Annotated in this window: 14 protein-coding genes; 10 read left to right on the forward strand and 4 right to left on the reverse strand. The window is 70.2% G+C overall.

The annotated features are described in order from the left end of the window. The first annotated feature begins 68 nt into the window (after nucleotides 1–68). Nucleotides 69–1394 (forward strand): hemolysin family protein, encoded by a 1326-nt coding sequence (locus AB5J56_RS37305; protein ID WP_369239570.1) that lies wholly within the window; start codon nucleotides 69–71, stop codon nucleotides 1392–1394. Continuing rightward, a complete protein-coding gene (locus AB5J56_RS37310) occupies nucleotides 1391–2479 on the forward strand; it encodes a hemolysin family protein (protein WP_369239572.1) in 1089 nt (362 codons plus the stop codon). The genes AB5J56_RS37305 and AB5J56_RS37310 overlap by 4 nt, the downstream gene beginning before the upstream one ends. Nucleotides 2480–2521: 42 nt before the next feature. On the opposite strand, the gene AB5J56_RS37315 is transcribed toward AB5J56_RS37310, so the two are convergent. Both AB5J56_RS37315 and AB5J56_RS37320 read right to left on the reverse strand, forming a co-directional pair. Then, nucleotides 2522–4384, reverse strand: a complete 1863-nt coding sequence (locus AB5J56_RS37315) for an AAA family ATPase (protein WP_369239574.1) — start codon at nucleotides 4382–4384, stop codon at nucleotides 2522–2524. Between the two features lie 480 nt (nucleotides 4385–4864). After that, complete coding sequence (locus AB5J56_RS37320) at nucleotides 4865–5470, reverse strand: uridine kinase (RefSeq protein ID WP_369239576.1); 606 nt, start codon at nucleotides 5468–5470, stop codon at nucleotides 4865–4867. A 277-nt stretch (nucleotides 5471–5747) separates the two neighbouring features. Here AB5J56_RS37320 and AB5J56_RS37325 point away from each other — a divergent pair, with 277 nt between their 5' ends. The 3 genes from AB5J56_RS37325 (at nucleotide 5748) to AB5J56_RS37335 (ending at nucleotide 9865) form a co-directional block, all read left to right on the forward strand. After that, nucleotides 5748–6704, forward strand: a complete 957-nt coding sequence (locus AB5J56_RS37325) for a hypothetical protein (protein WP_369239578.1) — start codon at nucleotides 5748–5750, stop codon at nucleotides 6702–6704. A 66-nt stretch (nucleotides 6705–6770) separates the two neighbouring features. Then, complete coding sequence (locus tag AB5J56_RS37330) at nucleotides 6771–8312, forward strand: amino acid permease (RefSeq protein ID WP_369239580.1); 1542 nt, start codon at nucleotides 6771–6773, stop codon at nucleotides 8310–8312. Nucleotides 8313–8512: 200 nt separating this feature from the next. After that, complete coding sequence (locus AB5J56_RS37335) at nucleotides 8513–9865, forward strand: peptidase C39 family protein (RefSeq protein ID WP_369239582.1); 1353 nt, start codon at nucleotides 8513–8515, stop codon at nucleotides 9863–9865. A 264-nt stretch (nucleotides 9866–10129) separates the two neighbouring features. Here AB5J56_RS37335 and AB5J56_RS37340 read toward each other — a convergent pair whose 3' ends face one another. Next, nucleotides 10130–11611, reverse strand: a complete 1482-nt coding sequence (locus AB5J56_RS37340; RefSeq protein WP_369239584.1) for a M1 family metallopeptidase — start codon at nucleotides 11609–11611, stop codon at nucleotides 10130–10132. 220 nt (nucleotides 11612–11831) lie between these two features. Here AB5J56_RS37340 and AB5J56_RS37345 point away from each other — a divergent pair, with 220 nt between their 5' ends. Next, nucleotides 11832–11978 (forward strand): SCO1431 family membrane protein, encoded by a 147-nt coding sequence (locus AB5J56_RS37345; RefSeq protein ID WP_369239586.1) that lies wholly within the window; start codon nucleotides 11832–11834, stop codon nucleotides 11976–11978. 164 nt (nucleotides 11979–12142) lie between these two features. After that, the gene (locus AB5J56_RS37350) at nucleotides 12143–12802 is read left to right on the forward strand and encodes a TetR/AcrR family transcriptional regulator (RefSeq protein ID WP_369239588.1); all 660 of its coding nucleotides are present in this window, start codon (nucleotides 12143–12145) and stop codon (nucleotides 12800–12802) included. A 51-nt stretch (nucleotides 12803–12853) separates the two neighbouring features. On the opposite strand, the gene AB5J56_RS37355 is transcribed toward AB5J56_RS37350, so the two are convergent. Further along, a complete protein-coding gene (locus tag AB5J56_RS37355) occupies nucleotides 12854–14119 on the reverse strand; it encodes a glycoside hydrolase family 18 protein (protein ID WP_369243024.1) in 1266 nt (421 codons plus the stop codon). 335 nt (nucleotides 14120–14454) lie between these two features. Here AB5J56_RS37355 and AB5J56_RS37360 point away from each other — a divergent pair, with 335 nt between their 5' ends. The 3 genes from AB5J56_RS37360 (at nucleotide 14455) to AB5J56_RS37370 (ending at nucleotide 18373) form a co-directional block, all read left to right on the forward strand. Continuing rightward, nucleotides 14455–15627 carry an acyl-CoA dehydrogenase family protein gene (locus tag AB5J56_RS37360; RefSeq protein WP_369243026.1) on the forward strand — a complete coding sequence of 391 codons (1173 nt, stop codon included), beginning with the start codon at nucleotides 14455–14457 and terminating at the stop codon, nucleotides 15625–15627. 507 nt (nucleotides 15628–16134) lie between these two features. Further along, nucleotides 16135–17247 carry a hypothetical protein gene (locus AB5J56_RS37365; RefSeq protein WP_369239590.1) on the forward strand — a complete coding sequence of 371 codons (1113 nt, stop codon included), beginning with the start codon at nucleotides 16135–16137 and terminating at the stop codon, nucleotides 17245–17247. Between the two features lie 31 nt (nucleotides 17248–17278). Next, nucleotides 17279–18373, forward strand: coding sequence for a phosphotransferase family protein (locus tag AB5J56_RS37370; protein WP_369239592.1), 1095 nt, complete (start codon nucleotides 17279–17281; stop codon nucleotides 18371–18373). The last annotated feature ends 2 nt before the right edge of the window (nucleotides 18374–18375 follow it).

Raw genomic sequence — 18375 nt, forward strand, 5'->3', positions numbered from 1 at the left:
AGTACCTGCGCCGCCCCCTCCCGACACAGCGCGGACCGCGTCAGCGGCCACGCCGAGGCGGCGGCATCATGACCATCCCTCTGCTGCTCCTCGGAGCGGCGTTCCTGCTGATCCTCGCCAACGGCTTCTTCGTGGCGGCCGAGTTCGGCCTCGTCACGGTGGAGCGGCCCGAGGCGGAGAAGGCCGCGGCCGAAGGCGACCGACGGGCCCTGACCGTCGTGAACTCGCTCAAGGAGCTGTCCTTCCAGCTCTCCGGCACCCAGCTCGGCATCACCATCACCTCGCTCGTCGTCGGCATGCTCGCCGAACCGGCGCTCGCCGAACTGCTGCACGGCCCGTTCACCGCGATCGGCCTCCCCGACGGAGCCGTCTCCGGTGTCGCCGTGGTCGTCGGCATGCTGCTGGCCTCGGCCGTGCAGATGGTGATCGGCGAACTCGTGCCCAAGAACTGGGCGGTCTCCAAGCCGCTCCAGGTCGCGCGTTTCGTCGCGGGCCCGCAGCACGTCTTCGCCCGCCTCTTCCGCCCGGTGATCGCCGCGCTCAACGCGGTGGCCAACCGGCTCGTGCGCGCGCTCGGCGTCGAGCCCGCCGAGGAGCTGGCCTCCGCCCGCACCCCCGGCGAACTCGTCTCGCTGGCCCGGCACTCGGCGCGGGCCGGCGCGCTGGAACAGGACACGGCCGACCTCTTCGTACGGACGCTGTCGCTCGGCGAGCTGACCGCCCAGCACGTCATGACCCCCCGGGTGAAGGTCAGCGCGCTCCAGTCGACGGCGACCGCCGAGGATGTCGTCAACCTCACCCGCGCCACCGGCCTCTCCCGCTTCCCCGTCTACCGGGAGCGGATCGACGAGGTCGTCGGCATGGTCCACCTCAAGGACGCCCTCGCGGTCCCCGCGCACGACCGGCTGCGCACCCCCGTCGGCCGTATCGCGCAGGCGCCGTTGCTCGTCCCGGAGACGCTGCCGGTGCAGCCCCTCCTGGAGCGGCTGCGCAGCGAGCAGCCCATCGCCGTCGTCGTCGACGAGTACGGCGGCACGGCGGGCGTCGTCACCCTGGAGGACATCGTCGAGGAACTCGTCGGCGAGGTCCGCGACGAGCACGACGGGCTCGACGTGCCCGAACTCGCCGCCGCACCGCCCGAGGACGGACGGCCGGCCTGGGAGGCCGACGGCAGCTGCCGGGTCGACATCCTCCAGCGCATAGGCCTCGACGTGCCCGAGGGCCCGTACGAGACCGTGGCGGGACTCGTCGCCGACCTGCTCGGCCGGATCCCCGCCCCCGGCGACAAGGCCGAACTGCCCGGCTGGCGCCTGTCCGTGCGCCAGGTCGGGCACTACCGGGCCGAACGCGTCCGCCTCGTGAAGACCGCGCCTGTCGTGGAGGCGGCCCGATGAGTCTGCTCCAACTCCTGTTCGCTGCCCTGCTCGTGCTCGCCAACGGCTTCTTCGTCGGCGCCGAGTTCGCGCTCGTCTCCGTGCGGCGCAGCCAGATCGAACCCCTCGGCACCGCCCGGGCCCGGCAGGTGCTGTACGGCCTGGAGCGGCTGCCCCAGATGATGGCGGCGGCCCAGTTCGGCATCACCGTCTGCTCGTTGACGCTGGGCGCGGTCGCCGAACCGACCGTCGCGCATCTGCTGGAGCCCGTCTTCGAGGCGGCCCACCTGCCCGACGGCACGATCCACCCCCTCGGGTACGTCATCGCGCTCGCCTTCGTCGTCTTCTTCCACCTCGTCATCGGCGAGATGGTCCCGAAGAACCTGGCGATGGCGGCCCCGGAGAAGACCGCGCTGTGGCTGAGCCCGGGACTGGTCGCCTTCGCGCGCCTGTGCCGGCCGGTCACTGTGGCCCTGGGCGCCTGTGCGCGGCTCATCCTGAAGATGTTCCGCGTCGAGCCCAAGGACGAGGTCGAGGCCGTCTTCACCAGCGAGCAGCTCAACCGCCTGGTGGAGGACTCCGGCCAGGCCGGGCTGCTCGAACCCGAGGAGCAGGAGCGGCTGGAGGACGCGCTGGAGCTCGGCTCCCGGCCGGTCACGGACGTCCTGCTGGACCGCGACTCCCTGGTGACCGTGGGCCCCTCGGTCACCCCCGGCCAGGTCGTCGCGCTCACCGCCCGCACCGGGTACTCGCGTTTCCCGGTCATCGCGGAGAACGGCGCCTTCATGGGCTACCTGCACGTGAAGGACGTACTGGACCTGGAGGAGTCGGAGCGCGCGGTGCCGCAGCAGATCTGGCGCCCGATGACGACCCTGCGGGCCGAACTCCCGCTGGACGACGCCCTGACCGTGATGCGCCGCGCCGCGACGCACCTCGCACAGGTCGCCGACGGCTCGGGCAAGGTGCTGGGCCTGGTGGCGCTGGAGGACGTCCTGGAAATGCTGGTCGGCGAGGTCCGCGACCCGGCGCACCGGGACACCGCCGAGCCGCTCCGCGTCTCGGGCCCCCGCGCGAGCGCTCCGCCGGAGGAGGCCCTGGCGAGCTGAGGGTTTTCGCCCCCTTCGCGGAGGGGGCGAAAACCCTCGTGGTCACATCGCCGAAGGATCCTGGGGCCCCCGCCCCGACAACACCTCGCCGTACGCCTGCATCAGATCCGGCAGCCGCAGCGTCGACAGATCGTCCCGCGAGGGGATGCCCGGATAGCCCGTGAGCCGCAGGTCGCGATATGCGCAGCTCTTCTCGTACAGCGTCCGCAGAAAGCGCCCGTTGCCGAGCTCGTCGATCCAGTCCTGGTCGACGACATGCCCGCTGATGGAGCGCAGCTCGTCGAGGGCCTCCTCGTCCCAGATGTCACCGTTCTCGGCGGCCAGCACCTCACCGATGGAGGTGAGTTCGAGGGGACGGTAGGAGGGGAAGTCGACGCGAGTGGTGAAGCGGGAGGAGAGGCCGGGGTTGGCGGCCAGCAGACGGTCCATGCCCTCCGGATAGCCGGCGAGGATGACCACCAGATGGTCGCGGTTGTCCTCGGCCCGCTTCAGCAGCACCTGCAGCGCCTCGTCGCCGTACGCGTCGCCCTTGCCGTATCCGGAGTTGGAGAGGGAGTAGGCCTCGTCGACGAAGAGGACGCCGCCGATCGCGGAGTCGATCAGCTCGTTGGCCTTGACGGCCGTCTGACCGAGGTATTCGCCCACCAGGTCCGCCCGTTGGGCCTCCACCAGATGGTCGCCGCCCAGCAGCCCGAGTGCGTAGAAGACCCGGCCGAGGATGCGGGCGACGGTGGTCTTGCCGGTGCCGGAGGGGCCGGAGAAGACGAAGTGGCGCTTGGGGGGCTGTACCGGCAGACCCTGTCCGGCGCGCAGCCGTGCCATGTTCAACTGCGCGGACAGCGCCTTGACCTGGCGCTTCACGGGCTCCATGCCCACCATGCGCTCCAGCTCGTTGAGCGCCTCTTCGAGTAATGCGGGGTCGGTCGGGCCCGCGGGCAGCGGCTGCACCGGGACCACGGCCTTCTCGCGGACGGAGTCGGTCCGTGGCGGCAGTGCGCCCGGCGGCAGCGGGTCGGGCTCCGAGAGTTTCAGATCGCGTTCCTCGGTGCCGAACAGCGGGTCCACACCGTCCGGGCCGTCCATCAGGTCCGGTCCGATGCCGGAGAGGGCGATCGCCGCCAGGTCGGTGGCCTCGTCGTACCCGTCGCCCTCGGCGATCGCCGCGAGCCGTGCCGAGGTGTCCATGAAGGCGGGGTCGACGCGGTGCACGGCCCGGTACAGGGGGAGGGCCGCGGCGGAGCGTCCGGTGCCCTCGTGGGCCCGCGCCAGCCAGTACCGCAGCTCCTTGCGCTGCGGCTGCTCGCTGCGGCAGCGCATCAGCGCGGACGACAGGAGGGGCTCCGCCTGCCCGTACATCTCCAGACGGACCCGGGCCATGCCGCCGAAGAGGCCGGCCTCTATGCCCAGCAGGGCGTCGTCGATCAGCGGGTCCGTGTGCCGGACCAACTGGTCCCAGTCCTTGACGAGATAGGCGCGGCAGGCGTGCAGGAACCGCACCTGCGCATCGGTGTCCACCGGCGGCAGACCGGCCAACGCCCGGTCCAGCTCGGGGACATGGCGGCCGTCCAGCCAGTGCGAGGCGTGCGCGAGCAGCAGATCGCGCGGGCTCTCCAGCACCGGTTGCACCCACCAGCCCAGCCAGTACCAGGAGTTGAGGGTGCGCCGGTGGCGGGTGCGCTGCTCCCCGAAGCGCTCCCGGTGCCGGAACATCCGCAGCAGTGCGGTCGTCGTGTCCACGCGCAGCGCGTGCAGGCCGAGCCAGCCGTCGGCCATGCCAGGGTCCATCCGGACCGCTGCGCGGAACTCCTCCTCCGCCTGCGGATAGGCGCCCATGGTGTAGGCATCCACACCTCGCAGCCAGGCGAGGTCGGCCGGGGCCTCGGGGCCCTGCGTGCCGAAGTCCATCACGTCCCCCACAAACCGTGACCCCGTTTGTCTCCGCCGGGCCGGTGCCCGTCGGCAGCTCTGGTTGAACCACTGTGCCGCGGACGGGAGTTGTGCCGGTGCGCGAAGCAGCCGTCCGAAGGTCGCACCGAGAGGCATCGTACCTGCGGGGACGGTGCGGACCGTAGGGTGCCGCACGGCTCGTTCCGCGAGGTGGGAGCAGACGGGGCGCACTGGGCGCGGTCACCCAGGGTGAGCGAATCACGCCGCGCAGCGTCCGGAAAACCGGGTGAGGGCAGAACGAAGCCCCCGATCACGGGGGAACAACCGGGGGCTTCGCGTCTTCGGGCGGCTTCGAAAGGCCGCACATTGAGAACGTAAGTCCTGTACGGCCCCTCGGTCAAGCCGAGTTGAGGCACTGAGGCAACTTCTCAAGCAAGCGTCTTCACAAGTTCAGCACACTGCGGATGCTCCGTCACCCAGGGTGACGGAACGGCCCGCTCAGGGGGTCGCAGCGGGCCCCGGCAGCACCTCGTATCCCTCGGTTCGCTGGTGCACCAGATAGTCGGCGAACGGTTTCGAGGGGTCCTCGAGGAAGTGCCGGCGCTCGGCGCGGACCCATCCGGCCCAGAACTCGCGCTGCGCCTCACCGTCCCGCAGCCGCCCTCGCGCCCATGCCTCCTCGCGGGGCAACTCCATCCACAGCAGCCCCGCGAGAAACGGGCGCACCGCGCGGCGGCCCGCACCGACCCCTTCGAGGAGGATCACGGGGGCGGGCGGCAGTTCGCGGTCCGGCCCGAAGCGCCGGGTGTTCCAGTCGTAGGGGGCATAGCGCGCCGTTTCGCCGCGCAGCAGCGGCTCGATCACCTGGGCGAGCAGCCGTCCGGTCCAGCCGAACAGCTCCTCGTGCGTCGCGATGTCGTCGAGGTGCACCACGGGTGCGCCGCCGAGTGCCGCGGCCAACCGCCCGGCGCAGGTGGACTTTCCGGAGCCCGCGTGCCCGTCGACGCCGATCAGACGGACCGGGCCGCAGGAGGGCGGCAGGCGGCGCAGGCGGGTCGCGAGGTCGTGGATGGTGGGTCCCGGGGTGTGGTGATCGGTTCGCATATTCCGGCAGCACATTCTAACGCGGTCGATACCGGACGAATTCACCGGGAAGCGGGACCGTATGAAATTGAACAGTTTCCGAGCGGGTGCTTTCCGGCCGGTCATACGGCATGGATGGCGATGAACCAGGTATTTCGGAACCCCAGTTCCGGTTCTGCTTGATGCTGAGTAGTGTTCGGGTTGCTGTCCGTGCGGGCGAGGAAAGATCTGACCAAAATTCAAACCCGGACGGCATATGCGCAACTGCGAGGCGTCATACGGGGATGGACAGGGGAAGATGGCCGCGGGGTTATTCGAAGGGCAGTATGTCTGGCATCCGGCGGCCGACGACCGCAGACTCGCGAGCGTATGCGTGGATGTGCGGGCCGGCCGCTATCTGAGCGCACACGAAGCGCTGGCCGAGTCGCGCGGCGACTTCGGACTGCGCGCCCACCGCTCGCTGGTCCTGGCCTCCGAGGCCGCCGACTCCGATCTCGCCGAGCGATGGCTCGCCGAGGAACCGACCCCCGAGGCCGCACTGCTGTGGGCCCGCGTGGCGGTGCAGCGGGCGCTGCGCGCGGCCGACGCCCGGGACGACCGGGCCGAGGCGCTGGAGCGCATAGCGCTGACCGCCTGCGACCGGGCCGCACAGCTGGCCCCCGCCGACCCGACGCCCTGGGTGGCCAAGCTGTCCATGGCCCGGCTGCACGACCTCCGCGACCCGGCCCCGCACGGCCTGCTCACCGCGCCGCCCGGCCCCTGGCAGCTGTTCTCGCACCTGCTGCGGCTCGATCCCTGGAACCGTGAGGGCCACCATCGCTTCCTGGCCTTCTTCTTCACGCGGTACGGCGGTTCGGTGAACGCGGCCTGGGACGTGGCGGCCTTCCTCAGTCAGCGGGCCCCCGTCTCCTCGCCGCTGCGGATGCTTCCGCTGGTGTCCCTGGTCGAGAGCTACAACCCCTCGCAGCTGCTCGCCGACCGCGTCTGGGAGCAGCCCCAGTGGCGTTCCACCGCGCTCGCCATCTACCAGAACTGGCTTCCCCATGTGCCGGGCTACCGGTTCACGCCGGTGCTCGACCTGGCGTATCTCGCGCATGCGCTGTTCATGGCGCAGCGCGAGTTCGAGGCGCGCGCGGTCTTCATGGCCATGGGCCCCTACGCCTCCCGTATGCCGTGGAGCGTGTTCGGCGACCCCGAGGAACAGCTGTCCCGCGCCCGCCGGTCCTGCGGTCTGCCCGTGCCGGGCGCCGGCTGATCCGCCCGCGCCGGCTCGCCGGCCGCTCCCCAGACCTCCGGTCCCCCCCCAGAGAAAGGTCAGGTTGTGTCAGAACGGATATCGGCCCCACGTACGAGAGAGCGGGCGGGCGAGGATCCCGCCGCGCTCGACGACGACGCGACACTGCATGCGATGGGATATCCGCGAAAGCTCACCCGCCGATTCCAGGCGTTCGACAATTTCGCGATCTCGTTCACCATCATCAATATTGTTTCGGGAATTTTCTCGTCCTTCGGATTCGGAATGAACGCGGGTGGCCCGCGCATTCTCGTGTTCGGCTGGATCGGCGTCTCCGTCATGGTGCTGTTCATCGGTGCCGCCATGGCCGAGGTGGCTTCCGCTTATCCGACCAGTGGCGCGCTCTATTTCTCCGCGGGAAAGCTCGCCAAACGGCACAAGGGCGCGTGGTCCTGGTACACGGGCTGGCTGAATTTCGTCGGGCAGGTGGGCGGTACGGCCGCCACGGGCTACGCCGCCGCCACCTTCATCCAGGCCTTCATCGCCCTGCAGTGGTCCTCGTACCGGCCGACCGCTGAACAGACGGTCCTGATCACGGCGCTGATCATCGTGCTGCAGGGTCTGGCCAATACCTACACCGTGCAGCTGGTCGCGCTTCTCAACCGGATCTCGGTGTGGTGGCTGCTGATCGGGCTCGTAGTGATCGTGAGCACACTGATTGTGATGCCCGACGATCACCAGTCGGCCTCGTTCGTCACGCATTTCGCGAACAACACCGGTTTCACGAACGGACTTTACGGAGGGATGCTCGGTCTGCTCGTCACCAGCTGGACCTTCACGGGCTTCGACGGCAGCTTCCACATGTCCGAGGAAACGGTGCAGGCCACGGTTAACGCGCCGAAGGGGATCACGCGGGCGATCGGCTATTCGGCGATCACCGGACTGATCCTCATGCTCGCCCTTGTGTACAGCATTCATGATTATGACCAGGTGGCCGGTTCCTCGGCGCCGCCCGTGCAGATTCTCATCGACGGCCTTGGCATGGGCATGGCTAAAGTGATCCTTTTGATCGTGATCGGGGCCATGCTCTTCTGCGGTCTGGCCAACCTGACGAGCAACACCCGGCAGATCTTCGCCTTCTCGCGCGACGGCGCCATGCCGGGCTCGCACTGGTGGCACTCGGTCTCGCCGCGCACCCGCACCCCCGTCAAGGCCGTCTGGCTGGCCGTCGGCTGCTCGCTGGCCCTGGTGGTGCCCGGCTGGTGGTCGCACACCGCCTTCACCGCCATCGTCAGCGTCAACGTCGTCGGCCTCTTCCTCGCCTACGCCGTGCCGATCTTCCTGCGGCTGCGGCTCGGCGACGAGTTCCAGCCCGGCCCCTGGAACCTGGGCCGCTGGAGCAAGCCCGTCGGCTGGGTGGCCGTGCTCTGGATCCTCGCCAGCAGCGTGCTGTTCATGCTGCCCTCGGTCTCGCCGATCACCGCCGACACGTTCAACTACGCGCCGATCGCCCTCGCCGCGGTGCTGATCATCGCGACGGTCTGGTGGTTCGCCACGGCACGCCGCCGCTTCCAGGGGCCCGTCAGCTACGGCCGCCCCGACGAGGTCGCCGCGATGGACCTCATCTGACGCACCTCCGCCGGCCCCGGCCCACGGCACCGCCGTCGGCCGGGGCCGCTGCATCGCAGGTCATGCCAGTGGTCCCGACCAATATTGGTGGGTGCGACGCGGGTCGAAGTGCTGGCAGAAGTCGGTGTCCGGCGTCCATAGTTGGCGCACAGCCGTGTGCCTGAACCGCCGCTTCCGGACGAACGGGGGGTCACCCACCCATGACCAGAGCCGCAGAGCCGTCCCGCAGAACCATCCTGGCCGCGGCCGTCGCCGCGGCGGCGACCGGAGCCGCGGGCCCCGCGTCCGCGGCCACCGGGACCCGTTCGACGCAAGGGCCCTCATCTCTCGTGGACAACCGGGCCTGGACCTCGTACACCGACTGGTGCAGCGGCACCGCACAGGGCACCCGGGCCGTCGCGGGCGCCCGCCCCGGCCTGGTGATCGCCGCCCCGGCCGGCACCGCCGACTACACCGACCCGCACACGCAGAAGACCGCCACCTGGGAGTACGCGACCTGGACTTCCCCCCTCCACCGGCTCTCCGTGCCGTCCACCGAGGTCATCGCCTCCTGGAACGCGAAGACCCCGGCGGGCACCTGGCTCCAGGTCGAGCTGACGGGCACGTACTCCGACGGCACCGACACACCCTGGTACGTGATGGGCCGCTGGGCCGCCGGTGACCAGGACATCAAGCGGACCTCGGTGGACGGCCAGACGGACAAGAAGAGCACCGTCTGGACGGACACCTTCTCCATCGACGACGCGGCATCGGGCCTGCGCCTGGCCGCGTACCGGCTGCGGCTGACGCTGTACCGCACCCCGGGCACCAAGGGGACACCCACCGTCTGGCGGCTCGGCGCGATGGGATCCGACATCCCGGACCGCTTCACCGTCCCCGCCTCCACCCCCGGGCTCGCCCGGGAGCTGGCGGTCCCGCGGTACTCGCAGGAGATCCACGCCGGCCAGTACCCGGAGTACGACAACGGCGGCGAGGCCTGGTGCAGCCCCACCTCATCGCAGATGATCATCGAGTACTGGGGACGGAAGCCCACGGCGGAGCAACTGGCCTGGGTCGACCCGCAGTTCGCCGACCCGCAGGTGTGCCAGGCGGCCCGGTTCACCTATGACTACCAGTACGGCGGCTGCGGCAACTGGCCGTTCAACGCCGCCTACGCGGCGACGTACAAGGACCTCCAGGGCGTGGTCACCCGGCTCGGCTCGCTCACCGATCTGGAGACGCTGATCGCCGCCGGAATCCCGGCCATAACGTCCCAGTCGTTCCTCAAGTCCGAGCTGACCGGGGCGGGTTACGGCACGTCCGGTCATCTGATGACGGTGATCGGCTTCACCGCGGACGGCGACGTGATCGCCAATGACCCGTTCTCGGTCGACGACGGCGCGGTCCGCCGTGTCTACAAGCGGTCCGAGTGGGAGACCATCTGGCTGCGCACGAAGCGGTACAACGCCTCGGGGAAGGTCGTCTCCGGCACCGGCGGCGTCTGCTACCTGTACTTCCCGGCGCGTCCGACGCCGGCGCAGCGGCGCGCGCTCGCCGCGGTCGGAGTGCGCTGAGGCAGCCGTTCGTGCCGGGCGCGGCACGAACGGGTGAACGGGGCGCCGTAGCCCTGGACAGGACGGGTGGGTGCGAGACCATCGACCTCCCTCGCGCAGCGCCCCGTGCGCGGGGGAGAGAGCCGGCTCATGACCACCTCGCGCATCGTCACCGCCCTCCCCGCCCTGGTCATGCTCGCCGCCGGGGCTGTGCTGCTGCTCTGGTGGATCCGCCATCGCGGCGACGAGTAGCGCCCGCCGGGCGCCACCCGCCGCCGCGCGGGCTCAGCTCTGGACCGGGTTGACGACCCAGTCCGGGTGGTTCGGCATCGGCGGGGTCTTCGACCCGTACAGCCACGGGTGCAGGAAGCCCTCCAGGTCCTCACCGGAGACCTTCGACGCCAGGTCGATGTAGTCCTGCGTACTGGCCGTCTTCCCCTGGTACTTGGCGAACCAGGCGCGCTCGATCTTCCCGAACGTCTCCTGTCCGACCTTCTCGCGCAGCGCGTACAGGACCAGCGTCGAGCCGTCGTACCGCATCCGCTTGAAGAGGTTCGGCTCGGTCGGCTCGGCCGGGGCGCCGTAGTCGTGGCGCCACTGGTCGTGGCTGGCGTACGCCGTCTTCATCGTGCCCTCGAAGTTCACGCCGCCGTGTGCCTCCGAGTACAGCCGCTCGTAGAAGCGCGCGTGGCCCTCGCTCAGCCAGAGGTCCGACCAGGTCTTGATCCCGACGCTGTCGCCGAGCCACTGGTGGGTGAGCTCGTGCACCAGGTTCCGTTCGGCGCTGACCTGGTCGCCGAGCAGGTCGGCCTTCGGGATCAGCGAGATCGTGTTCGTCTCCAGGGCCACGCCCAGGTCGGTGTCGCCGACGAGAAGGCCGTAGCGGTTGAAGGGGTAGGGGCCGAGCCGCTCCTCCAGCCAGGCGATGTGGTCGGCGGTGAGCTTGCGGTACTGCTCCGTCGGCGCCACCAGGTCGTCCGGGACCACATCGCGGATCGGCAGCCCGTGCGGGCCCGTGCTGTCCACGAAGGTGAACTTGCCGATCGCCAGCTGCGCGAGCTGGGCCGCCACCGGCTGCTCCGAGTCGTACGTCCACTTCACGCGCCCGTCGGCCTGCTCGGTGCGGTCGGTCAGCTTGCCGTTGGCGACCGCCTTCAGCCCGGCCGGGGTGGTGATGTGGAAGGTGATCGGCGCCCGCTGGCTGGGGTGGTCGTCGGCCGGGAAGATCATCTTGGCGCCGTTGGGCTGCGGGTACAGCACCGTGCCGTCGGGCGTGGGAATCCAGCCGTAGTCCTCGATCGCGTCGTCGCGGTGGCGTATCTGGGTCGGATCGGCGGTGTAGGTGACCTTGACCGTGAAGGACTTTCCGCTGGCGAGGGGCGCCTTCGGCGTCACGACGAGCTCGTCGCCGTCGCGTTCGGCGGTGGCTTTCTGTCCGTTCACGGTGACCGTGTGCAGGGTGTTGCCGGCGAAGTCGAGGTTGAAGCGGGACAAGGCCTGGGTGGCGGTCGCCTTGATCGTCGCGGACGCCTCGAACGGGGTCTTCGGCGCCTGCCAGTCGAAATCGAGGGTGTAGCGGGCCACCTTGTAGCCGCCGTTGCCGTCGAGCGGGAAGATCGGATCGCCGAGGCCCGCCGCGCCGGGGGAAGGGGCGGCGGCGGACGAAGTAGCGGCTTGCGAGACCGGACCCGTGAAGGCTGCCGCAACGGTGATGGCCGCCGCGAGTGCGAGGCGGGCTCTGCGGTGAGGCGTCCGGAACGTGCTCATCGAGGACCTTTCGTTGGCTGACCACTGTCATGTGAGGAGACGCACAGCCGACGCACGCAGTTGTGGTTCCGCGCACCATTCGAAGCTCGTCGAAACGTGCGGCGTGACCAAGGTCTCTACCGTTATGACCGGTTCCGGTGGCAAGGTGGTCGGGTCGGAGGGGAGCCGGCGGCGGGGGGTGTCCAGCGCACCACTACGCCAGCTACGTCAGCGAGATGCCATGACCGCGACCTCCGCCACCGCCACTCGTCTCCGGGCCCGCACCGGCGGCCCCAAGGCCGACGGGCCGAAGATCCTTGAGCATGTCCTCGGCTGGACCTTCGTCGTGGTCCTCGCGATGCTCGTCACCCAGCTGGGCCTGCTGTGAGCTGAGCCGTTCCGGCCCGCGCCCCCCGAACCGTGCGCCCGCCTCTGGTTGATCACCAACTGCCCTGACCCTCGGCCGAGTTGTCGATCATTTGTCGAACGGGCTGGTGATCCGGTCTGCCATACTGCGGTTGTCCCGTCGGCAGTTGGAGACCAGGGCCGAAATTGAATCAAAGTCAACAGCGCGGCGTCGACCGCCCCCGGGCGCGCGGCACCGATCGTTCACTGGCGCGCCGCGCCGAACTCATCGCCATCGGACGGAAGTTGTTCGCCGACACGTCCTACGACGCGCTGTCGATGGACGACATCGCCAAGCAGGCGCATGTCGCCAAGGGGCTGATCTACTACTACTTCCAGTCCAAGCGCGGCTACTACCTGGCCATCGTCGAGGACTCGGTGGCCGACCTGGTCTCCCGCGCGGCGAGCGGCCTCGAACTGCCTCCCGAGGAGCGGGTGCACCGCACCATCGACGGCTACCTCCGCTACGCCGAGTTCAACCAGGCCGCGTACCGCACGATCATCAGCGGCGGCGTCGGCTTCGACGCCGAGGTGCACGCCATACGCGACGCGGTGCGCGCGGCCATCGTGGAGACCATCGCCGAAGGGGCGTACGGCAGGCGCAAGATCGCTCCGCTGCCGCGCATGGCACTGCTCGGCTGGCTGTGCAGCGTCGAGGGGGCCACCCTGGAGTGGATCGGCCAGCCGACGCTGCCCCGCGCCACCATGCGCGACCTGCTGGTGAAGATGCTGGGCGGCGCGCTGCGAGCCGTCGAGGAGATCGACCCCGGCTACCCGGCTCCGCCGGCGGCCCGCCGGGACGCATGAGCGAGGGGCGGAGGTCGCCGGACCTCCGCCCCAAGTGCCTTACCGCTGCGACTAGTTGATCGCCTTGATCAGCTCGCCGCCCGAGGTGTCGCCGCTCAGCTCCCAGAAGAAGGTGCCGCCCAGGCCCTGTGCGTTCTTGTAGGTCATCTTGCCCGCGATGGTCGACGGGGTGTCGTAACTCCACCAGTTGCTGCCGCACTTGGCGTACGCCGTGCCGCCGACCGTTCCCGTCGCCGGGCACTTGGTCTTGAGCACCTTGTAGTCGTCGATGCCCTGCTCGTACGTCCCCGCGGCCGGACCGGTGGCCGTGCCGCCGGGTGCCGCCTGTGTGACGCCCGTCCAGCCGCGTCCGTAGAAGCCGATGCCGAGCAGCAGCTTCGAGGCGGGGATGCCGAGGCCCTTGAGCTTCGCGATGGTCGCGGAGGTGTAGAAGTTGGCCTTCGGGATGCCCGAGTACGAGTTCAGCGGGGAGTGCGGAGCGGTCGGACCCGTCGCGTCCCAGGCGCCGAAGTAGTCGTACGTCATCGGGTTGTACCAGTTGACGTACTGCGCCGCGCCCGCGTAGTCGGCCGCGTCGATCTTGCCGCCGCTGGTGGCGTCGGCCGTGATCGCCGAAGTGACGAGGTTGCCGCTGCCGAACTTCGCGCGCAGCGCCGCCATCAGGTTCTTGTACGCCGCCTTCCCGCTGGTGTCACAGCTCAGCCCGCACGCGTTGGGGTACTCCCAGTCGATGTCGATGCCGTCGAAGACGTCCGCCCACTTGGAGTTCTCCACCAGGTCGTAGCAGGACTGCGCGAAGGCCGCCGGATTCCTCGCCGCCTCACCGAAGCCGCTCGACCAGGTCCAACCGCCGAAGGACCAGAGGACCTTGAGATTCGGGTGGAGCTTCTTCAGCTTGCGCAGCTGGTTGAAGTTGCCGCGCAGGGGCTGGTCCCAGGTGTCGGCGACGCCGTCGACGGACTGGGCCGCGGTGTAGGCCTTGTCGGTCGCCGCGTAGGCGTCGCCCATGGCGCACTTGCCGCCGGTGACGTTGCCGAAGGCGTAGTTGATGTGGGTCAGTTTGGCGGCCGAGCCGGACGTCTCGATGTTCTTGACGTGGTAGTTCCGGTCGTAGACGCCCCATTCGGTGAAGTAGCCGACGACCTTGGAACCGGCCGCGGCGGTGGTGGTGGCCGTGGTGGAGGTGGCCGTGGTGGCGTGGGACGGCTGGGCGGTCGCGGTGGTGGCGCCTGCGCCGGCGAGCAGTCCCGCGCCGAGGGCGGCGCAGCACGCGGTGGCGAGGAGCGTCCGGAAGCGGGAGCGGTGCGGTCTGACCATCATGTCTCCTCGTGGGGGAGGGGAGCGTGGGGGAGGTGGTGCCGGGACCTGCCGAGGTGATTGGCATGAACGCGACTGCAGGCCGCGTTGCAGGAACAGTAGGAGGACTAGACCAGTGCGTCAATGGTTCGGACCAATTTCCCTTTCTTTTAGTAAGCGGTCGTTAACTGGTGACTCGATGCCGCCGATCGGGCATACTCACAGCGCCACAGCCACTGGTCAGCCCGTTCTCCACCCCTGGACGGCACCATCGGCTGGGCCGTGAAAGACCGGCGGAACCGCCCCACCCAAGGCGCGTGTCCGTCGCTGTGCCCGACAGGGAGGAGAGCGTCGCCATGCCCGACCGCGCCCCGCAGCCGGTGGACCGTCAACTGCCCACGGACGAGGCCCGGGATCTGATCTCGCTCGTGCGTGACATCGCGCAGCGTGAGATCGCCCCGAAGGCGGCCGAGGAGGAGGACGCCGGGCACTTCCCGCGCGAGGTCTTCGGACTGCTGTCGGAATCCGGACTGCTCGGACTTCCCTACGACTCCGAGTACGGCGGCGGTGACCAGCCCTACGAGGTCTACCTCCAGGTCCTGGAGGAGCTCGCCGCGGCCCGCCTCACGGTCGGCCTCGGCGTCAGCGTGCACACCCTCGCCTGCCACGCGCTCGCGAACTACGGCACCAAGGAGCAGCAGGTCGAGCACCTGCCCGCGATGCTCGGCGGCGGCCTTCTCGGCGCGTACTGCCTCTCCGAGCCCTCGTCCGGATCGGACGCCGCGTCCCTGCGCACGAAGGCCGTCCGGGAGGACGAGGACTGGGCGATCACCGGCACCAAGGCCTGGATCACGCACGGAGGCATCGCCGACTTCTACACGGTCATGGCGCGCACCGGAGGCGAGGGTGCCCGCGGCATCACGGCCTTCCTGGTGCCCGGCGACGCCGAAGGGCTGCATGCCGCGCTGCCCGAGAAGAAGATGGGCATGAAGGGCTCGCCGACCGCACAGGTCCACTTCGACGGGGTCCGGGTCGGCGACGACCGCCGTCTCGGCGAGGAGGGCCAGGGCTTCGCGATCGCTCTGTCCGCGCTCGACTCCGGACGCCTCGGCATCGCGGCCTGCGCCATCGGTGTCGCCCAGGCGGCCCTGGACGAAGCGGTCGCATACGCCACGGGGCGCCAGCAGTTCGGGCGGCCGATCTCGGACTTCCAGGGGCTGCGCTTCATGCTCGCCGACATGGCGACGCAGATCGAGGCGGGCCGGGCGCTCTACCTGGCCGCGGCCCGGCTGCGCGACGCGGGCCGGCCGTTCTCCAAGCAGGCGGCCATGGCCAAGCTGCTGTGCACCGACACCGCGATGAAGGTCACCACGGACGCCGTCCAGGTGCTCGGCGGGTACGGCTACACCGCGGACTTCCCGGCCGAGCGGTACATGCGCGAGGCCAAGGTCCTGCAGATCGTCGAGGGCACCAACCAGATTCAGCGCATGGTCATCGCCCGTCACCTCGCGGGTCCCGACTCGCGCTGAACTGTCCGTACCCGTACATCGCCGACGGTGCCGCCAGCCGGACCCACTCCGGGTCGTGGCGCCCCGGCAGGGTACGGCCGCGGTCGGCCCACGTCCTGATCAGGGCGCGGTAGATGGGCGGGTCCTGGGGCGGCGCGGGCGCCTGCGGAACCGATTCTGCCCCTACGGGAACCGCAGGAACGAGGATGCGACGCCGACGGCCTGTGGCGGGATATGTGGCGGTCATACCAGGGCAACGCACGGCAGCCGACCGAGTCACCGGCACGCCGATTCGGGCGTGAGTTCGCGGGCAGCCCGGACGGGGGCGTCGCGGTTGGGGCGCTGGGCGCCTGCCGTCGAGTTCCGGACGGCCGGCAGGGCGGGTGCCGGGGCGCCGAGCCCCCGGTGCCCCGATCCCGCGGACGGACTCTGGCCCCCGCATGGCATCTGACGTACCGTCAACTCCGCCGCCGGGGCGCCGCACCCCTCCGGTCGACGTCAACTGCCGTGTGCCCAGGGAGGCCTGCCGTGACCGACGACCGTCCCGTCGCCCTCGACGAATACCCCGTGCACCAGGTGCCGCTGTCCATGAAGCACGTAGCCACCGGTGACCGCAACGCCTACGACCGGTGCATCTTCCACGTCCTCGACCACGAGGGGCGCGCCCTGCTGATCCTCGGGCTCGGGGTGTACCCGAACCTCGGCGTCATCGACGCGTACGCCACGCTGCGGCTCGGGGACAGCCTGCACGCGCTGCGCGCCTCGGACGCCCTCGGCGACGACCGGATGAACCTCGCCGTCGGACCGCTGCGCATCACGGTGGAGGAGCCGCTGCGCCGCCTGCGCCTGACGGGCGAGGGCGACTCCCTGTCGTACGACATCACCTGGACCGCCGGATTCCCGGCGCTCTGGGAACCGCACCACGTCCAGCGCCGCGGCGGCCGACTCACCCTGGAGGGGCGGCGCTTCGTGCAGGCGGGCGGTGTCGAGGGAGTCATCCGCGTCGGCGGCGAGGAGATACCCGTCCGCGCCGGCGAATGGACCGGCACCCGCGACCGCAGCTGGGGCGTGCGCCCCGTCCCCGGGGAGGAGGGCGGCCGGCCGGCGGACGAGAATCCGACCGAGGGGTTCCACTGGATCTGGTGCCCGGTCCGCTTCGACGACCGCTTCCTGATGGTCATCACCCAGGAGGACGCCGACGGCTACCGCACCCTGAACGACGCCACGCTCGTCCGTGACGGCGCGAGCGACCTCCAACTCGGCTGGCCCCAGGCCGACATCGGTTACCGCTCCGGCACTCGCCACCCCGAGCGGGCCGTCATCCACCTCACCGACCCGCGCGACCGCAAGCCGCTGGAGCTGGGCGTGGAGGTGCTGACCTCGTCACCGCTCGCGGTCGGAGCGGGCTACCCGCCCGCCGATGACTGGCAGCACGGCACCTGGCGCGGCCACGGCTGGACCGACGAGCGGGTGTACGACCTCGCCGACCCCTCCGCCCACCCCCTCGCCGCGTACGGCGTGATCGACCACGCGGCCCGGTTCACGCTCGACGGGCAGGTCGGGTACGGGATCTTCGAGCACGGTTCGTTCGGCCGCCACGATCCGAGCGGCTTCACCGGATTCGACTCGGTGGCCCCCTGACATCCATGAAGTCCCCGAAGGGAGTGGCGAGATGAGCACGGCACCCCGCCCGCGCACGAGCACCCGCGACCCGGAGGAACTCGCCCGCCGCCTGACCGTCTGGCTCGACACCCGGCTGCCCGGCGCCAAGGCGGTCGGCGTCGGCGTCCCCGAGTCGAACGGCATGTCCAGCGAGACCCTCCTCTTCGACATCGAGCACCCCGAACCTCCGTTGCGCGCCTGCGCGTTGAGGCTGGCGGCGGACCCGGCGGCGTACACCGTCTTCCCGGTCTACGACATGCGCGCGCAGTACCGCACGATGCGCCTGGTCGCCGAGCACACCGACGTACCCGTGCCGCGCGTGCTGTGGCTGGAGGAGGATCCCGGGCCGCTCGGGGCGCCCTTCTTCGTCATGGAGCGCGTCGAGGGGCGGGTGCCGCCGGACGTCATGCCCTACACGTACGAGGGAAACTGGCTGCACGCGGCGAGCGACGACGAACGCGCGCACCTGGAGGCTGCCTCCGTAGGCCTGTTGGCCCGCCTGCACGACCAAGCACCCGTGAAGGAGGCCGAGTTCCTCGCGGCGCCCGGCAACGGCAGCCCCTTGCGCCGTCATGTCGATTCCCAACGTGCGTACTACGCATGGGTGACTGACGGGCTGTCACGCTCACCCCTCATCGAAAGCGCCTTCGACCGGCTCGACGACCTGTGGCCGCACGACGAGGGCGCGCCGGTGCTCAACTGGGGCGACGCGCGCATCGGGAACGTCGTCTACGAGGGCTTCGAACCCGCGGCGGTGCTCGACTGGGAGATGGCCTCCCTGGCCCCGCGCGAGGTCGACCTCGGCTGGACCGTCTACCTCCACCGCTTCTTCCAGGACCTGACCATGAGCTTCGGACAGCCCGGACTGCCGGACTTCCTGCGCCGCGACAGCGTGGAGCGGCGCTACGCCGAACTCACCGGCCACACACCGCGGGACATGGACTTCCACACGCTGTACGCGGCCCTGCGGCACGCGATCGTGATGCTGCGCGTCGCCTACCGCCAGGCGCACTTCGGCGAGGTTTCCGTCCCCGCGGACCCGGACACACTGATCCTGCACCACGGCAGCCTGCGGGCCATGGTGCAGGGCAGCTACTGGGACTGACG

Source organism: Streptomyces sp. R21 (assembly GCF_041051975.1).
In the GTDB taxonomy this organism is placed as follows: domain Bacteria; phylum Actinomycetota; class Actinomycetes; order Streptomycetales; family Streptomycetaceae; genus Streptomyces.

What these genes read in the sequence shown, in the direction of transcription:
- AB5J56_RS37305 (WP_369239570.1), top strand. Translation starts at nt 69, where the DNA reads ATGACCATCCCTCTGCTGCTCCTCGGAGCGGCGTTCCTGCTGATCCTC.
- AB5J56_RS37310 (WP_369239572.1), top strand. Translation starts at nt 1,391, where the DNA reads ATGAGTCTGCTCCAACTCCTGTTCGCTGCCCTGCTCGTGCTCGCCAAC.
- AB5J56_RS37315 (WP_369239574.1), bottom strand. Translation starts at nt 4,384, where the DNA reads ATGGACTTCGGCACGCAGGGCCCCGAGGCCCCGGCCGACCTCGCCTGG.
- AB5J56_RS37320 (WP_369239576.1), bottom strand. Translation starts at nt 5,470, where the DNA reads ATGCGAACCGATCACCACACCCCGGGACCCACCATCCACGACCTCGCG.
- AB5J56_RS37325 (WP_369239578.1), top strand. Translation starts at nt 5,748, where the DNA reads ATGGCCGCGGGGTTATTCGAAGGGCAGTATGTCTGGCATCCGGCGGCC.
- AB5J56_RS37335 (WP_369239582.1), top strand. Translation starts at nt 8,513, where the DNA reads ATGACCAGAGCCGCAGAGCCGTCCCGCAGAACCATCCTGGCCGCGGCC.
- AB5J56_RS37340 (WP_369239584.1), bottom strand. Translation starts at nt 11,611, where the DNA reads ATGAGCACGTTCCGGACGCCTCACCGCAGAGCCCGCCTCGCACTCGCG.
- AB5J56_RS37345 (WP_369239586.1), top strand. Translation starts at nt 11,832, where the DNA reads ATGACCGCGACCTCCGCCACCGCCACTCGTCTCCGGGCCCGCACCGGC.
- AB5J56_RS37355 (WP_369243024.1), bottom strand. Translation starts at nt 14,119, where the DNA reads ATGGTCAGACCGCACCGCTCCCGCTTCCGGACGCTCCTCGCCACCGCG.
- AB5J56_RS37360 (WP_369243026.1), top strand. Translation starts at nt 14,455, where the DNA reads ATGCCCGACCGCGCCCCGCAGCCGGTGGACCGTCAACTGCCCACGGAC.
- AB5J56_RS37370 (WP_369239592.1), top strand. Translation starts at nt 17,279, where the DNA reads ATGAGCACGGCACCCCGCCCGCGCACGAGCACCCGCGACCCGGAGGAA.